This window comes from Streptomyces longispororuber (assembly GCF_024448165.1).
Taxonomy (GTDB): Bacteria; Actinomycetota; Actinomycetes; order Streptomycetales; family Streptomycetaceae; genus Streptomyces; species Streptomyces longispororuber_A.
In genome coordinates this window covers 1-15,299 of sequence record NZ_JAMOLN010000233.1, presented here as the reverse complement: position 1 = coordinate 15,299, position 15,299 = coordinate 1, and the positions used below count along the sequence as shown (strand labels likewise).

The 15,299-nt window shown below is 73.1% G+C and carries 15 protein-coding genes; 13 read left to right on the top strand and 2 right to left on the bottom strand.

Annotated features, from left to right (window positions below):
- On the bottom strand, positions 1-581 hold a 581-nt coding region (locus M4J07_RS40695), incomplete at its 3' end, for an ATP-grasp domain-containing protein (RefSeq protein WP_255980939.1).
- A gap of 72 nt (positions 582-653) precedes the next feature.
- On the opposite strand from M4J07_RS40695, the gene M4J07_RS40690 reads away from it, so the two are divergent.
- The 9 genes from M4J07_RS40690 to M4J07_RS40650 all read left to right on the top strand — a co-directional run bounded on the left by M4J07_RS40690 (position 654) and on the right by M4J07_RS40650 (position 8,868).
- Positions 654-1,247 (top strand): Chromate resistance protein ChrB, encoded by a 594-nt coding sequence (locus M4J07_RS40690; RefSeq protein WP_255980937.1) that lies wholly within the window; start codon positions 654-656, stop codon positions 1,245-1,247.
- Between the two features lie 38 nt (positions 1,248-1,285).
- On the top strand, positions 1,286-2,431 hold the full coding sequence (locus M4J07_RS40685) for an MFS transporter (RefSeq protein ID WP_255980940.1): 1,146 nt from the start codon (positions 1,286-1,288) through the stop codon (positions 2,429-2,431).
- 105 nt (positions 2,432-2,536) lie between these two features.
- Positions 2,537-2,746: a hypothetical protein gene (locus M4J07_RS40680; RefSeq protein WP_255980935.1), complete on the top strand. Its 210-nt coding sequence runs from the start codon at positions 2,537-2,539 to the stop codon at positions 2,744-2,746.
- Positions 2,747-2,916: 170 nt separating this feature from the next.
- Positions 2,917-4,251, top strand: coding sequence for a flavin-containing monooxygenase (locus tag M4J07_RS40675; RefSeq protein WP_255980933.1), 1,335 nt, complete (start codon positions 2,917-2,919; stop codon positions 4,249-4,251).
- A gap of 9 nt (positions 4,252-4,260) precedes the next feature.
- Positions 4,261-4,713, top strand: coding sequence for a RidA family protein (locus M4J07_RS40670; protein WP_255980931.1), 453 nt, complete (start codon positions 4,261-4,263; stop codon positions 4,711-4,713).
- Positions 4,710-5,387, top strand: a complete 678-nt coding sequence (locus tag M4J07_RS40665; protein WP_255980929.1) for a DUF1028 domain-containing protein — start codon at positions 4,710-4,712, stop codon at positions 5,385-5,387. The genes M4J07_RS40670 and M4J07_RS40665 overlap by 4 nt, the downstream gene beginning before the upstream one ends.
- A complete protein-coding gene (locus tag M4J07_RS40660; RefSeq protein WP_255980927.1) occupies positions 5,384-6,526 on the top strand; it encodes a M20 family metallopeptidase in 1,143 nt (380 codons plus the stop codon). Before M4J07_RS40665 ends, M4J07_RS40660 begins: the two co-directional genes overlap by 4 nt.
- Complete coding sequence (locus tag M4J07_RS40655) at positions 6,513-7,883, top strand: MFS transporter (protein WP_255980925.1); 1,371 nt, start codon at positions 6,513-6,515, stop codon at positions 7,881-7,883. The genes M4J07_RS40660 and M4J07_RS40655 overlap by 14 nt, the downstream gene beginning before the upstream one ends.
- Positions 7,884-7,941: 58 nt before the next feature.
- Positions 7,942-8,868: a LysR family transcriptional regulator gene (locus tag M4J07_RS40650; protein WP_255980923.1), complete on the top strand. Its 927-nt coding sequence runs from the start codon at positions 7,942-7,944 to the stop codon at positions 8,866-8,868.
- Here M4J07_RS40650 and M4J07_RS40645 read toward each other — a convergent pair.
- Complete coding sequence (locus M4J07_RS40645) at positions 8,863-9,474, bottom strand: TetR/AcrR family transcriptional regulator (RefSeq protein WP_255980921.1); 612 nt, start codon at positions 9,472-9,474, stop codon at positions 8,863-8,865. The genes M4J07_RS40650 and M4J07_RS40645 overlap by 6 nt on opposite strands.
- Before the next feature lie 210 nt (positions 9,475-9,684).
- Here M4J07_RS40645 and M4J07_RS40640 point away from each other — a divergent pair, with 210 nt between their 5' ends.
- From M4J07_RS40640 to M4J07_RS40625, 4 genes are read left to right on the top strand one after another with little or no spacing between them, the layout of a single operon-like run.
- Positions 9,685-11,082, top strand: a complete 1,398-nt coding sequence (locus M4J07_RS40640; RefSeq protein ID WP_255980919.1) for a purine-cytosine permease family protein — start codon at positions 9,685-9,687, stop codon at positions 11,080-11,082.
- On the top strand, positions 11,079-12,551 hold the full coding sequence (locus tag M4J07_RS40635; protein ID WP_255980917.1) for an aldehyde dehydrogenase: 1,473 nt from the start codon (positions 11,079-11,081) through the stop codon (positions 12,549-12,551). The genes M4J07_RS40640 and M4J07_RS40635 overlap by 4 nt, the downstream gene beginning before the upstream one ends.
- Positions 12,536-13,879, top strand: coding sequence for an ArgE/DapE family deacylase (locus tag M4J07_RS40630; RefSeq protein WP_255980915.1), 1,344 nt, complete (start codon positions 12,536-12,538; stop codon positions 13,877-13,879). Before M4J07_RS40635 ends, M4J07_RS40630 begins: the two co-directional genes overlap by 16 nt.
- Positions 13,880-13,901: 22 nt before the next feature.
- The gene (locus tag M4J07_RS40625) at positions 13,902-15,272 is read left to right on the top strand and encodes an aminotransferase family protein (protein WP_255980913.1); all 1,371 of its coding nucleotides are present in this window, start codon (positions 13,902-13,904) and stop codon (positions 15,270-15,272) included.
- Positions 15,273-15,299 lie beyond the last annotated feature (27 nt).

Below are 15,299 nucleotides of genomic sequence, written 5' to 3'. Positions count from 1 at the left end.
GCGCGCAGGACGATGCCGCCGCAGAAGGAGTCCTCCTGGATCTCCATGAAGCGTCCGACGACAGCGGCCAGCCGTTCGGTGTCGGACGCGTCGGGCACGAAGCACGCCTCGTGCCACTCGTGCTTGCGGGACTTGACGTAGTCCTTGACGACGACCGGGCCCGGGCCCAGCGGTGCGGCCAGCGCGGCGAGCCGGGCCGGCGGGGGAGTGCGGCCCGGCTCCGTGGGAAGCCAGACGCTCGCCGGTGTCACGGCCGCGAACTCCGCGTACCAGCCGGGCAGTTCGTGCGCGCGGCCGTACTGGCGGGCGTCCGTCAGCAGGGTGGCGCCTCGCTCGGCGAGTGCGGCGGCCAGTGCGGCGTAGCGGTCCCGGGTCAGCATCCAGCCGCGGTACCAGAGCGGGCCGAGTCCGGTCGGGACGCCGGCGACCGCCTCCGCGGGGCGTCCGCGGTCCAGGGCCTCGTGGTCGAGGAGCGCGATGGCGGCGCCCAACTCCCGTGCGGCCGTGGCCGCGGCGGCGAAGTGGGGGTCGGGACGGCGGGGCCGCAACGGGTCGAGGCACGTCAACAGGGCAGCCGTCATGTGCGCAGCATAGAGTGCACGGTGGTTTCACGCCCTACAGTTTCAGATGTAACGCCTGCTACATTCGTCAGTGTGTCGAACAAGGAATCCGGGAGCCGCTGGCTCGTCCTGGTCATCAAGCTGCCCGCCGCACCGTCCAGGCATCGCGTCGCGGTCTGGCGGGAGTTGCGCAAGATCGGTGCGCTGTCGCTGGGGCAGGGCGTGTGGGCCGTGCCGGACGTGCCGGTCTTCGCCGACGGAGTCACCCGCGCCGTCACACTGACCGAACAGGCCGAGGGGCAGGCCGTCACGCTGACGGCCGCAGGACGCTCCGCCGAGGACGCCGCCCGCTTCCAGGCACTGTTCACCGCCGCCCGCTCCGCGGACTGGACCGAATTCCTCGCCGACTGCGACAAGTTCGACGAGGAGATCGCCAAGGAGATCCGCATCGCCAAGTTCACCCTGGCCGAACTCGAGGAGGAGGAGCAGTCGTTGGAGCGGCTGCGCCGATGGCACCGGGACCTGACCGCCCGCGACGTCTTCGGCGCCCCGGAGGCGCCCACCGCCGCACGGCGGCTCAAGGAGTGCACCGCCGTGTGCGAGGACTACGCAGAGCGTGTCTTCGCCGCTCTGCACGACGTGGCGAAGGACCCGATGGAGGACCCGATGGAGGACCCGGCGCCGTGATGCGGACGCAGCAGCCCGAAGCCCCGCCGACGCGGCAGATGTGGCCGCTGTACGCGGCCGGGTTCACCACCGCCTTCGGCGCGCACGGCATCGCCGCCACCCTCGGCGGCGGCGCCGACGACGCCGTCACCTCCCTGCTCGTCCTCGGCGGGCTGCTCGCCCTCTACGACGGCGCCGAGGTCCTGCTCAAACCGCTCTTCGGCACCCTGGCCGACCGCGTCGGCGCGCGCCCGGTACTGCTCGGCGGGCTGGTGGCGTTCGCCGTCGCCTCCGCCGTGTACGCACTGGCGGACAGTCCCGGCCGGCTGTGGGCGGCCCGGCTCGGCCAGGGCGCCGCGGCCTCCGCGTTCTCGCCCGCCGCCTCGGCGCTGGTGGCCCGCCTCAACCCGGCCGCGAAGCACGGTCGCGCCTTCGGTTCCTACGGCTTCTACAAGTCCATCGGCTACACGCTGGGCCCGCTGCTCGGCGGTGTCCTCGTCTGGGCCGGGGGCCTGCGGCTGCTGTTCACCGTCCTCGCGGTGCTCGGCGCCGCCGTCGCCCTGTGGGCCGCGCTCACCGTGCCCGTCGTGCCGCCGCTGCCCAAGGCCCGGCAGACGGTGGTGGACCTGGCCCGGCGCCTGGCCGACCCGGTGTTCCTCACCCCGACCGCCGCGCTCGCCGCCGCGACCGCCGCCCTGTCCGTCGGCGTCGGGTTCCTGCCGGTCGCGGGCCGCGTCGCCGGTCTCGGCACGGTCGCCACCGGCGCCGCGGTGTCGCTGCTCGCGGCCTGCGCCGCGCTCGTCCAGCCACGGGCGGGCCGGGCCCTGGACGAGGGGCGCCTCGACACCCGTACGGGACTGGCCGCAGGTCTGGCGGCCACCGCCGCGGGCCTGGCCTGCGCGATGCTGCCCGGCCTGACCGGCATCCTCCTCGCCGCCGCCCTCATCGGATTCGGCACCGGCCTGATCACCCCGCTCGGCTTCGCCGCGCTGGCCTCACAGACCCCGCGCGAGCGCCTGGGGCAGACCATGGGCGCCGCCGAACTCGGCCGTGAACTCGGCGACGCCGGCGGCCCGTTGCTCGTCGCCGGGGTCGCGTCGCTCGCCACGCTCACCTACGGCTTCGGGGCCCTCGCGCTGCTCACGGCGGCGGGCGGGGTCGTCGTGCTGGCCCGGCACCGGGCGGTGCCCGTGGAGAAGGGCTGAGGGCGGCCAACGCGGTGGGGCCGGGGCGGTGACACGGATGCATGAATCCGAAGGCTTTACGTTGACGCCCCGTGCCGTGCCCCGCGTACGCCGGTTGGACTGTGCATGCACGACGAGACGAACCGTTTCTCGCACCGCGACTACGCCCGGCTCACCGACGCGTACTGGCTGGACGCGCCGCACTGCCCCGACGGTCTGTGCGCCTGCCCCCTCGACCACGACGAGCCCCGCGACCTCGAAGGTCTGGCGCGCCTGGTCATGCTCGGCCTGGCCGTCGGCACCATCGCGGCCGGCGTCGTGTACGTGACGACATGACGCCGGGCCGCCCCCGAGCCGCACCGAAGGCCGCACCCGTGCATCTGAAAATGCGATCGCCCTAAACGGAAACATCTGTTCGACAGGATTTCACCCGCCCCTCAGGATGACGTCAGCGGTAGCACGGTCGACGCGACACGAGACGACCTACCGCCCGAGGGGAGGCTCACATGCCGATCGAAGAGACCGAAGTGGTCGTCGTCGGAGCAGGCCAGGCAGGCGTCGCGATGAGCGAGCACCTGGGCGCGCACGGCGTACCGCACATCGTCCTGGAGCGGGACCGGATAGCCGAGCGGTGGCGCTCGGAGCGGTGGGACTCCCTGGTCGCGAACGGGCCGGCCTGGCACGACCGCTTCCCGGGGATGGAGTTCGCCGACGTCGCCCCCGACGCCTTCGCGTCGAAGGAACAGGTCGCCGACTACTTCGTCGCGTACGCAGAGAAGATCGGCGCCCCGGTCCGCTGCGGCGTCGAGGTGACCTCGGTGCGCCGGCACACCGGCCGGCCCGGCTTCCGGGTCGAGACGTCCGACGGCGCCATCGACGCGCGCTTCGTCGTCGCCGCGACCGGACCGTTCCAGCGCCCCGTGATCCCGCCGGTCGTGCCGGACGGCGCGGTCCCCGTGCAGATCCACTCCAGCGGCTACCGCAACCCCGAACAGCTGCCCGAGGGCGCCGTGCTGGTGGTCGGAGCGGGCTCATCGGGCGTCCAGATCGCCGACGAGCTGCGTCGCTCCGGGCGCCGGGTCCTGCTCTCGGTCGGGCCGCACGACCGGCCGCCGCGCCAGTACCGCGGCCGGGACTTCTGCTGGTGGCTCGGTGTGCTCGGGCTCTGGGACGCGCACACGCCCCCGCAGGGAGCGGCACACGTCACCATCGCGGTCAGCGGCGCCCGCGGCGGCCACACCGTGGACTTCCGCGCCCTGGCCGCCACCGGCGTCGAACTCGTCGGCATGACCGCCTCGTACGACGACGGGGTGCTGCGCTTCGCACCCGACCTGGCCGACAACATCGCGCAGGGCGACGAGAAGTACCTCGGACTGCTGCGGGCGGCCGACGCGTACGTCGAGCGCAACGGCCTCGAACTGCCGGAGGAGCCGGCGGCCCACGTCCTCGGCCCCGACCCGGACTGCGTGACCGACCCCCGCCTCGAACTCGACCTGGCCGGGGCCGGGATCACCTCGATCGTCTGGGCGACGGGCTTCGCCGCCGACTACGGGTGGCTCCGGGTCGACGCGTTCGACGCCGACGGCCGGCCCGACCAGCGCCGCGGGGTGTCCGCCGAGCCCGGCGTCTACTTCCTCGGCCTGCCGTGGCTGTCCCGCCGCGGGTCGAGCTTCATCTGGGGGGTCTGGCACGACGCCCGCTACGTCGCCGACCACATCACGACCCGGCGCGGCTACCTCGCGTACGGCACGACCGAGAGCACCACGGACAGCACCACGGACAGCGCCACCGACGTCACCACCGACAGGACCGCCGCCAAGACGGCGGCCCGGACGAGCTGAGGAGCAGCCATGACCTCCCCGAAGGCCCCCGTCGTCGCCGGCGGGCACACCCGGATCCGGCCGTTCAACACCCGTGACACCTATCCCGAGCAGAGCCTCGACAACGACCTGTGCCAGGCCGTCGTCGCGGGCGACACCGTGTACGTCCGCGGGCAGATCGGCCAGGACCTCGACACCAGCGAGTCCGTGGGCGTCGGCGACGCCGAGGCGCAGGCCGAGCGAGCCATGGCGAACATCAAGATGCTGCTCGAGGAGTCGGGCAGCCGGATGGAACACCTGGTCAAGCTGACGATCTATCTGATCGACCCGCGCTACCGCGAGGCCGTGTACCGCACGGTGGGCCGCTGGACCAAGGGCGTCCACCCCATCTCCACCGGCCTGGTGGTGTCGGCCCTCGCCCGCCCGGAGTGGCTGTGCGAGATCGACGCCGTCGCCGTGATCCCGAAGGAGGAGCGCGCATGACGTTCTCGCTCGTGGTCCGCGACGGCGAGCGGTTCGGCATCGCCGCCAGTTCGTCGAGCCCCGCGGTCGCCGCCCGGGTCGTCCACCTGCGGCCCGGGATCGGCGCGGCGACGTCGCAGAACATCACCGACCCGATGCTCGGCACCGGCCTGCTCGACGCGCTCGCGGACCACGGCGACCCCCGGCGTGCCCTGGCCGACGTCACCGGCGCGGCCCGTCACGAAAAGACCATCGCCTACCGGCAGTTGACCGTGCTCGGCCGCTCGGGGCCCGGATGCGCCTTCAGCGGCCCGCAGACCCTGGGCACCCACGCCACGGCCACCGCCGACGGAGCGGTCGCGGCGGGGAACATGCTGTCCGGTCCGCACATTCCCGGCGTCCTCGTCGACGCGTACGCGGCCGCCACCGGGGAGCTGGAGGAGCGGCTGCTCGCCGCGATGCGGGCCGCCCTCGCGGCCGGCGGCGAGGAGGGGCCCGTGCACTCGGCGGGCATGGCCGTCGTCGCGGACGTGGGCTGGCGGGTGACCGACCTGCGGGTGGACTGGGCGGACGACCCGATCGACCGGCTCGGCGACCTCCTCGACGTGTGGCTGCCGCAGCGCGACGACTACGTGACGCGCGGCCTGGACCCGGCCACCTCGCCTTCGTACGGCGTGCCGGGGGACGAGCGATGAGCGCGCTGAAGGACGCCGCCCGGCAGGCGGTCGACCGGCACGCCGAAGAACTGATCGGGCTCTCCGAGCGGCTGCACGCCGATCCGGAGACCGCCTGGGAGGAGCACCGGGCGGCCGCCGCCGTCCCGGACCTCCTCGACCGCGCCGGATTCGCCGTCACCTCCGCCTACTTGGGCCTGGACACGGCGTTCCACGCCCGGTTCGGCAGCGGGCCGGTGCGGATCGCGCTGTGCGCCGAGTACGACGCGCTGCCCGGCCTCGGACACGCCTGCGGGCACAACCTCATCGCGGCGAGCGCGGTCGGCGCCGCGCTCGGTCTGGCCGCCGTCGCCGACGACGCCGGGCTCACCGTCGAGGTGTACGGCACCCCGGCCGAGGAGGGCGGCGGCGGCAAGATCGAGATGCTCGACCGGGGCGCGTTCACCGGGGTCGACCTCGCGATGATGGTGCACCCTGCACCGGTTGACGTCGCCGAGGCCCGCCCGTTCGCGGTCAGCCACTCCAAGGTCGCCTACACCGGCAGGTCGGCGCACGCCGCCGCGTATCCGGAGGCCGGGATCAACGCGGCCGACGCCTTCACCGTCGCCCAGGTCGCCATCGGACTGCTGCGCCAGCACCTGCCGCCGTCCGCGCGGGTGCACGGCATCGTCACCCACGCGGGGGACGCCCCGAACGCCATCCCCGAGCGGTCGACCGGCCGTTGGTACGTCAGGGCCGAGACCCTCGCCGAACTCGCCGAGCTCGAACCGCGGGTCATGCGTGCCTTCGAGGCGGGAGCCCTCGCCACCGGCTGCGACCTGGCCGTCGAACCGGAGAGCAAGCCGTACGCGGAGTTCCGCGCGGACGAGGCGGCGCTCGGCCACTACCGCGCCAACGCCCTGGCCCTCGGGCGGGAGTTCGCGCCGCCCGGCCAGGCCGCGAGGATGAACCGCGCCTCCACCGACATGGGCAACGTCTCCCAGGTGGTGCCGGCCATCCACCCCTACATCGGCATCGGCTCCCTGCCGGCCACCAACCACCAGCACGAGTTCGCCGCGTACTGCGTGGGCGGGGCGGCGGAACGGGCCCTGCTCGACGGCGCGACGGCCCTGGCCTGGACCGGCGTCGACCGGAGCGGAGGGACGCATGACCACCCCTGAGGAAACCCCGAGGGACCCGGCCCCGGCCACCGACGTGGTCGCCCTGCGCAGGAGCGTCGCCGCGGGCGCCGTCGGCGTGTTCGTCCACTGGTTCGACTGGGCCGCGTACGCCTATCTCGCCGGCACCGTCGCGACCGTGTTCTTCCCCGCCGAGGACAGCACGACCGGACTGCTCGCCGTGTTCGGCGTGTTCGCCGTCTCCTTCGGTATCCGGCCCGTCGGCGCCCTGGTGTTCGGGCCGCTCGGAGACCGCATCGGCCGCAAGCGCACCCTGTCCCTCGTCATCTTCATGATGTCCGGCGCGACCCTGACGATCGGACTGCTGCCCGGATACGACACGATCGGGATCGCCGCCCCGGTCCTCCTCGTGGTGCTGCGACTGGTCCAGGGCTTCGCCGCGGGCGGCGAGTTCGGCAGCGCGGCCAGCTTCCTCGCCGAGAGCGCACCGCGCCGGCGGCGCGGCTTCGGGGTGAGCTGGCTGGAGGTCGGCTCCCTGCTGGGCTTCCTCGCCGGCTCGTTCGTCTTCCTGCTGCTGTCCACCGGGCTCGACGACACCCAGCTCACGGCCTGGGGCTGGCGCATCCCCTTCCTCGTCGCCGCACCGCTCGGCATCATCGGCTTCGTCATCCGCAACAAGATCGAGGACACCCCCGAGTACCGGGCCCTGGAGGCGGGCGGCGCCGTGCCGAGCAGTCCCGCGCGGGAACTGTTCCGCTCGCACCGGCGCGAACTGCTGCAGGCGGCTGGCCTGATGGCGGCCATGCACGTGCCCTTCTACGCGGTCCTGACCTATCTCGTCACCTACGAGACCGACCACCTGGGCCACTCGGCCGACAGCGCGGCCCTGCTGTCCACCGTCATCTCCCTGCTGGGTCTCGTGCTGGTGCCGCTGTTCGGCGCGCTCTCCGACCGGGTCGGGCGCAAACCCGTGTTCGTCGGGGCGACGGTGGCCCTGCTGGTGCTGTCCACGCCGGCGTTCTGGCTGATGCGGACCGGGCTCGCCGGAACGTGGGTCGCGGGTCTGCTGCTCGGCGTGATCCTGGCGGCGATCCTCGGCACGTACGCGGTGTGGTCGGCGGAGGTCTTCCCCACCCGGACCCGGCAGAGCGGGCTGTCCGTGGCGTACAACATCACCGCCGCCCTGTTCGCGGGCACCGTGCCGTACCTGATGACCGTGCTCATCTCCGCGACGGGCAGCACGCTGGTGCCCGGCCCGTACCTGATGGTGTTCGCCGTGGGCGGGCTGGTGGCCGCGCTGTCCCTGAAGGAGACCGCGGGCTCCGCCCTGCTGCGCCCCGAGGACGTGACGGAGGACCTCGCCGAGCCGACCACCGAGCCGAGCGCGGAGCGCGTGTAGGCGCCGCATAGGGTCGGGCGGACACGGTTCACCGGTTCACTGGGCACAAGGGTCTCGCATGACGTCACCGCTGGGTTTCACCCTCGTTCAGCTGCGCTACTTCCTGGTCGCCGCCGAGCGCGGATCGATGACGGAGGCCTCCGCGGAGCTGCACATCGCGCAGTCCGCCGTGTCCGCGGCCGTCCACAACCTGGAGCGCGAGCTCCAGGTGCAGCTGTTCATCCGGCGGCGGGGCAGGGGCCTGACCCTGACCCCCGCCGGCGAGCGGCTCCAGCAGCAGGCCCGGGAGCTGCTGGCCCGGGCCCGCGAGGTCGAGCGCGAGGCCAGGGGGGACGGCGAGACCCTCACGGGCCCGGTGTCCGTGGGCTGCTTCGTGACGCTGGCGCCCTCCTACCTGCCGCTGCTGTTCAGCGAGTGCACCCGCCGCCACCCGGGCATCGAGATCGACGTGCTGGAGGCGGAGACGGACCACCTCGTGCAGGCCCTGGCGGCGGGCCGCATCGACTTCGCCCTCACCTACGGACTCGGTCTGTCGTCCGAGCCGGACCTGCACACCGAGACGATCGCCGACGCCCCCGCCTACGTCATCGTCGCGGCCGGCCACCCCCTCGCCGGTCAGGGCAGCGTGGAGCTCGCCGAACTGGCCGCGGACCCGCTCGTCCTGCTCGACCTGCCGCACAGCCGCGACTACTTCCACTCACTGGTGGCCGCCACCGGTACCGCACCCGACGTCCGCTACCGCACCCAGAGCTACGAGACCGTGCGCTCCCTCGTCTCCCGCGGCCTCGGCTACTCCGTGCTCAACCAGCGGCCCGCGACCAGCCAGACGTACGGCGGTGGCGAGGTCGCCGAGCTGGCCCTCCGCGACGGCGGCCCCCCGCTGGAGGTCAAGATCGCCTCGGTGGGCGGCATGACCCAGACCGCCCGCGCCCGCGCGGTGATGGACGTGCTGCGCGACGTCTCGGGCGGGCGCTGCGGGCTATAGCTCGGTGCAGCCCGTCACGACCCTTGCGTGGGCGCGGATCAGACGCTGCGCCTCGGCCCGTGTCAGCCCCGCGTTGCGGCTGACGATGTGCAGGCCGTAGCCGTCCTCCAGGGCGACCAGATTCCTGGCCAGATCGGCCACGGGCGCCGTCAGCGTGAACACGCCGGTGGCGGCGCCCACTTCGAGGACGGTGGTGTACAGACCCACCTCGCTGGCGAACAGCGAGGCCATCAACTCGGCGTGCCCGGCGCTGCGGTCGGCCCTGCCGTGCAGCTCGTACAGCAGACCGTGCGTCGCGTCGTCCGCGGCGGCCGGCAGCCCCGAGGCGATCAGGGCCCGCAGTCGCGCCACCGGGTCGCCCACCTCGTCGGTGACCGCGTGCCGCGCCGACAGGAACCGCTCGACCGCACCCCGGTGCACCTCCAGGACCAGATCGTCCAGCTCCGGGTAGTAGTACAGGACCGACCCGGCGGACATGCCGGCCTCCGCCGCGATGTCCTTGATGCGCAGGCCCTCCAGGCCCCGCTCCGTGATGGCCCGCCCGGCCGCGTCCACGAGCGCCTCGCGCCGCGCCGTCTGGTTCTTCGGTCTCCCCGGTTTTCCCATGCGGTTAATTCTCTGTTACGTCGTTCAAATAAAGCAAGCTGATCCTGCAGAACCCATTGACGGGTTCTTGGCACATTGTTTGAATCCTGACTCAAAGAACTCGCCCTGCCGGGGCGGCTCACGCCCGGTGGTACGGCCGCCCCCTCTTCCGCGCCGCGCAGCCGGTTCGTCGAGGGCTCCCTCATTCGCCCACCGCATCACGGAGACGCCATGGATGATCAGCGCATCGAACGGCGCACCATCGACGTGGTCCCCGCAGACGAACGCCACGGCCGCACCCGGGACCTGTTCACCATCTGGTTCAGCGCCAACCTGGGCCCGCTCACCGTCGTCACCGGCGCCCTGGCCCCCACCGCGTTCGGCCTCTCCTTCTACTGGAGCCTGGCCGCCCTGCTGGTGGGACACCTCGGCGGCGGCTTCCTGATGGCCCTGCACTCGGCGCAGGGCCCGCAGCTGGGTGTGCCGCAGATGATCCAGAGCCGCGGCCAGTTCGGCAGCGTCGGCGCCCTCGCGGTGGTCCTCGTCGTCATCGTCATGTACCAGGGCTTCTTCGCGTCGAACCTGGTCGTGGGCGCACAGTCGCTCGGGGAGGTCACCCCGGTCGGCGAGGACACCGGCGTGCTGCTGTGCGCGCTGGTCAGCCTCGTGGTCGCCGTCATCGGCTACCGGCTGATGCACCGCATCGGCGCCTGGACGACCTGGGCGTTCGGCGCGATCCAAGTCGTCGGCGCCGTCTACCTGTTCACGGGTGGACTTCCGTCGGACTTCCTGACCTCGGGCGGCTTCAGCGTCGCCGGTTTCATCGGGATGGTGTCCGTCGGCGCACTCTGGCAGATCGCGTACGCGCCCTATGTCTCCGACTACTCCCGCTACATGCCCGCCCACCGGGCCGGCGTCCGCTCCACCCTGTGGTGCACGTACGCGGGCTGCGTCCTCGGCAGCGTCATCCCCATGGTGGTCGGCGCGGCGATCGGCATCGCGGGCGACGGCGACCCGATCGCGGCACTGCACCACCTGCTGGGCTCGACGCTCGGTCAGCTCACGCTCTGGAGCTTCGCGCTGGTCACCATGCTGACCAACTCCATGAACCTGTACGGGGCGGTGCTCTGCGCCGTCACCGCCGTGCAGACCTTCGCGCACCGCTGGCTGCCCCGCGCCACCGGCCGGGCGGTCATCGGCGCGGCCCTGACGGCCCTCTCGGTCGCTCTCGCCCTGGCGCTCGCCGACAGCTTCATGACGAACTACCTGAACCTGATCTACGTCCTCCAGTACGTCCTGATCCCCTGGACGGCGATCAACCTGGTCGACTTCTACCTGATCCGCCACGGCGACTACGACGTGCCGTCCTTCTTCGCCCGGGACGGCGGCACCTACGGCCGCTTGAACGTGACGGCCCTGACCGTCTACGCGATCGGCATCCTCGCCGAGATCCCGTTCATGGCGCAGTCCCTCTACACCGGCCCCGTGGCCCACGCCCTCGGCGACACCGACCTCGGCTGGATCGCCGGCCTGGTCGTCACCGTCCCCCTCTACTGGCTGCTCGCGGCCCGTGGCACGAGCCGCCGCAGCCCCGCACCCGCACCAACCACAGGAGTGCCCGCAGCATGACGTACACGCACCAGGACTGGGCCGCCCTCGCCGGTCGACTCGCCCCGCGTACCCAGGCGTTCATCGACGGCGACCGGCGTGACGCGGCATCCGGCGCCACCTTCGCCACCGTCGACCCGGCCACCGGCCGCACCACCGCCGAGGTCGCCTCCTGCGACACCCCGGACGTCGACGCCGCCGTGCGGGCCGCGCGCCGCAGCTTCGAGGCGGGCGACTGGTCCCGCGCCGACGCCGCCACCCGCAAGCGCGTGCTGCTGCGGCTCGCCGCACTCATCGAGGAGAACGGCCGCGAGCTGGCCCTCCTCGACACCCTCGACATGGGCAAGCCGATCGCCGAGTCCTACGGCACCGACGTGCCCGGCGCGGCCGGCGTCTTCGCCTGGTACGCCGAGTCCGCCGACAAGCTGTACGACGAGGTGGCCCCGGCGCCGCCCGGCAACCTGGCCCTGGTGCGCCGCGTGCCGCTCGGCGTGGTCGGCGCGGTCGTGCCGTGGAACTTCCCGCTGGACATGGCCAGCTGGAAGCTCGCGCCCGCGCTCGCCGCGGGCAACAGCGTCGTCCTCAAGCCCGCCGAGCAGTCCCCGCTGTCCGCCCTGCGGCTGGCCGAACTGGCGGCGGAGGCCGGACTCCCGGCCGGTGTCCTCAATGTCGTCCCCGGCCTCGGCGAGCGCGCGGGCCAGGCGCTCGGCCGCCACCCCGACGTGGACGCCCTCGCCTTCACCGGCTCCACCGCGACGGCCCGCCGCTTCCTCGCCTACGCCGCCGAGTCCAACCTCAAGCAGGTGTGGCCGGAGGCGGGCGGCAAGAGCCCGAACCTCGTGTTCGCCGACGCCGACCTGGACGCGGCGGCCGCCCGGGCCGCCGCCGGCTTCGCCTACAACACCGGCCAGGTCTGCTCGGCCAACACCCGCCTGCTGGTGGAGCGTTCGGTGGCCGAGGAGTTCACGGCGCGCGTCGCCGAGCACGCCGCCGCGTTCGCCCCCGGCGATCCGCTCGACCCGGCCACCACGCTCGGCCCGCTCGTCGACGAGGCCCAGGCCGTCCGGGTCACCAAGGCCGTCGCCGAGTCCGGCGGAACCGTGGTGTGCGGCGGCACCCGCCCCGACCGCCCCGGCGCCTACGTCCACCCGACGATCGTCACCGGCCTCGCCCCCGACGCACCGCTGGCCCGCGAGGAGCTCTTCGGCCCGGTGCTCACCGTGCACCCCTTCGACTCCGAGGCGGAGGCGGTGCGCCTGGCCAACGACTCCCCGTACGGCCTCGCGGCCTCCGTCTGGACCCGCGACCTGGGCCGCGCGCACCGCACCGCCGAAGCCCTCCAGGCGGGCACCGTCTCGGTCAACACGGTCGACGCGCTGTCCCCGGCGACGCCCTTCGGCGGGTTCAAGCAGTCCGGGTACGGCCGCGACCTCTCCCTGCACTCCTTCGACAAGTACACGGGGCTGAAGACGACATGGGTGACGTACTGATGAGCGCGCCGGACACGGAGAGGCTGCTGGCCGAACTCGACCGGCGCCGCGACGACCTGGTGGCGCTCACCGCGGACCTCGTCGCCTTCGACACCACCGTGCGGGGCTCCGCCGGTGAGCGGCACCGCGCCGAGCACGACCTCCAGGACCACCTCGCCGACCGGCTGCGCGCGGCGGGCGCCACGGTCGACGTCTTCACCCCGACCCCGGCCGACCTGCCGCGCTCCCCGCAGACCCCGGAGGGCCTCGGCTTCGACGGGCGGCCGCAGCTGATCGCCCGGTTCCCCGGTACGGGCGGGGGCCGCTCCCTGCTCTTCAACGGCCACATCGACGTCGTCTCGGCGGAGCCGAAGTCGGCCTGGAGCAGCGACCCGTTCCGCGCGGACGTCCGCGACGGGCGCGTCTACGGGCGCGGCACCTGCGACATGAAGGGCGGCATCGCCGCCATGGTGATCGCCGCCGAGACGCTCGCGTCCCTCGGCATCCGGCTCCCCGGCGACCTGCTGCTCAACACCGTCACCGACGAGGAGTGGAACGGCGCGGGCACCCTCGCGTCCCTCGCGTACGGGGTCAGGGCCGACGCGGCGATCGTCCCCGAGCCCACCGACCTGGACGTCGTCACCGCCCAACGCGGCATCCTGGGCGGCACGTTGACCGTCGACGGACGCCCCGGGCACGCCGAGTACCCGCCGGGCGACTGGCGCACCGGCGGCGCCGTCAACGCCATCGAGAAGACCCTCCCGGCGCTGACCGCGCTCCAGACCCTGCGCGAGCGCTGGGCCGACGACCCGGCCCACACCCATCCGCTGCTGCCACCGCCGTCGATCGTGCCGACCACCATCAAGGGCGGCGAGTGGTGGGTGACCTACCCCGCCTCGTGCGAGGTCTGCCTGGACGTCACCTACCTCCCGGTGCAGGCCGACGGCGACGGCTGGGCGAGCAAGGTGCGCGCCGAGATCGAGGCCGCCGTGCGCGACGCCTGCGCCGCCGACGGCTGGCTCCGCGCCCACCCGCCCCGGCTCAGCTGGGACACCGAACTGCCGCCCGCCGAGGTCGACCGGACGCACCCCGTGGTCACCGCCCTGGAGCACGCGGCCGGGTCGCTCGGCCGTACGCCCCGCATCCTCGGCGAACCGTCCTGGACCGACGCGGCCACCCTGACCCGCCTCGCCGACACCCCCGCCGTCTGCCTCGGCCCGACCGCGACCCGGCCCGACGGCTCCCCGACCCTCCACACCATCGACGAGTACATCGAGGTCGACGACCTGCTGGCCACCGCCAAGGCCCTGGCCCTCGCCGCCGTCACCCTCACCGCACCCGCAGCCTGACCCGTACGGAAGGACATCCCCCATGAAGCAGCAGGACCATCAGGACCTCCTCGCGGCCGACCGCGCCCACATCATCCACCCCTACCTGCCCGGCACCGCCGAGGAGCGGGTGATCATGTCGTCCGGCGCCGGCTGCCGCCTGACCGACACGGAGGGCCGCGACTACCTCGACGCCACCGGCGGCCTCTGGCTCGCCCAAGTGGGCCACGGGCGGACCGAGTTGGCCGACATCGCCCACGAGCAGATGAAGAAGCTGGAGTACTTCACCAGCTTCTGGGAGTTCTCCAACGACCGCGCGATCGCCCTCGCCGCCCGCCTCGCCGAACTGGCCCCCGACCCGCTGAACCACGTGTACTTCACCTCCGGCGGCTCGGAGGGCAACGAGGCCGCGATCAAGATGGCCCGCTACTACCACCACCGGCGCGGCGAGAGCAGCCGGACCTGGATCCTGGCGCGCAGCAAGGCCTACCACGGCATCGGCTACGGAGGCGGCTCGGCCACCGGCTTCCCGCTCTACCACGAGGGCTTCGCCCCGATGATGCCGCACGTCTCGCACCTCACGCCGCCGTGGCCCTACCGCACCGAGCTCTACGGCGGCGAGACCGTGACGCCACAAGAGGTCACCGACTTCCTCATCAGGGAGCTGGAGGAGCGCATCGCCGAGATCGGCCCGGAGAACATCGCCGCGATGATCGGCGAACCCATCATGGGCGTCGGCGGCATGCTCGTCCCGCCCGCCGACTACTGGCCCCGGGTGCGCGAGGTCCTCGACCGGCACGGCATCCTGCTGGTCTTCGACGAGGTCGTCACCGCGTACGGGCGCGTGGGGGAGTGGTTCGCCGCCCAGTACTTCGACGTCACGCCCGACATCATCGTCACCGCCAAGGGCATCACCTCCGGCTACGTGCCGCTCGGCGCGCTCCTGGTCGGCGACCACGTCGCCGAGGTGCTGCTGCGCGACCACGGCTTCCCGATGGGCTACACCTACAACGGCCACCCGGTCGCCACCGCCGTCGCCCTGGCCAACCTCGACATCATCGAGAAGGAAGGGCTGCTCGCCCGCGCCACGAGCCTGGGCGCCTTCCTGCACGCCGAACTCCAGGCGCAGCTGGGCGACCTGCCGATCGTCGGCGAGATCCGCTCCGTCGGCATGATGCTCGCCGTCGAGCTCGTCGCGGACCGCACCACCCGCACCCCGCTGCCACTGAACCCCGACCGGATGCCGCACGACGTCATCCGCCGCGAGAGCGGTGTCATCGTCCGCGACTCCGCCCACAGCCTGGTCCTGTCCCCGCCGCTGATCATGACGGAGACCGAGGCCAAGGAGGCGGCGTCCGCCCTGCGCGGCGTCCTGGAGCGCACCACGCCCACCGGCGAGATCCGCCCCGCCTGACGCCCCGCCGGAGGCCCGGCCCACCAC

Bases quoted from the DNA above. Each gene is read 5' to 3' on its own strand.
- M4J07_RS40685 (WP_255980940.1), top strand. From the start codon at position 1,286: ATGTGGCCGCTGTACGCGGCCGGGTTCACCACCGCCTTCGGCGCGCAC.
- M4J07_RS40680 (WP_255980935.1), top strand. From the start codon at position 2,537: ATGCACGACGAGACGAACCGTTTCTCGCACCGCGACTACGCCCGGCTC.
- M4J07_RS40675 (WP_255980933.1), top strand. From the start codon at position 2,917: ATGCCGATCGAAGAGACCGAAGTGGTCGTCGTCGGAGCAGGCCAGGCA.
- M4J07_RS40670 (WP_255980931.1), top strand. From the start codon at position 4,261: ATGACCTCCCCGAAGGCCCCCGTCGTCGCCGGCGGGCACACCCGGATC.
- M4J07_RS40665 (WP_255980929.1), top strand. From the start codon at position 4,710: ATGACGTTCTCGCTCGTGGTCCGCGACGGCGAGCGGTTCGGCATCGCC.
- M4J07_RS40660 (WP_255980927.1), top strand. From the start codon at position 5,384: ATGAGCGCGCTGAAGGACGCCGCCCGGCAGGCGGTCGACCGGCACGCC.
- M4J07_RS40655 (WP_255980925.1), top strand. From the start codon at position 6,513: ATGACCACCCCTGAGGAAACCCCGAGGGACCCGGCCCCGGCCACCGAC.
- M4J07_RS40650 (WP_255980923.1), top strand. From the start codon at position 7,942: ATGACGTCACCGCTGGGTTTCACCCTCGTTCAGCTGCGCTACTTCCTG.
- M4J07_RS40645 (WP_255980921.1), bottom strand. From the start codon at position 9,474: ATGGGAAAACCGGGGAGACCGAAGAACCAGACGGCGCGGCGCGAGGCG.
- M4J07_RS40640 (WP_255980919.1), top strand. From the start codon at position 9,685: ATGGATGATCAGCGCATCGAACGGCGCACCATCGACGTGGTCCCCGCA.
- M4J07_RS40635 (WP_255980917.1), top strand. From the start codon at position 11,079: ATGACGTACACGCACCAGGACTGGGCCGCCCTCGCCGGTCGACTCGCC.
- M4J07_RS40630 (WP_255980915.1), top strand. From the start codon at position 12,536: ATGGGTGACGTACTGATGAGCGCGCCGGACACGGAGAGGCTGCTGGCC.
- M4J07_RS40625 (WP_255980913.1), top strand. From the start codon at position 13,902: ATGAAGCAGCAGGACCATCAGGACCTCCTCGCGGCCGACCGCGCCCAC.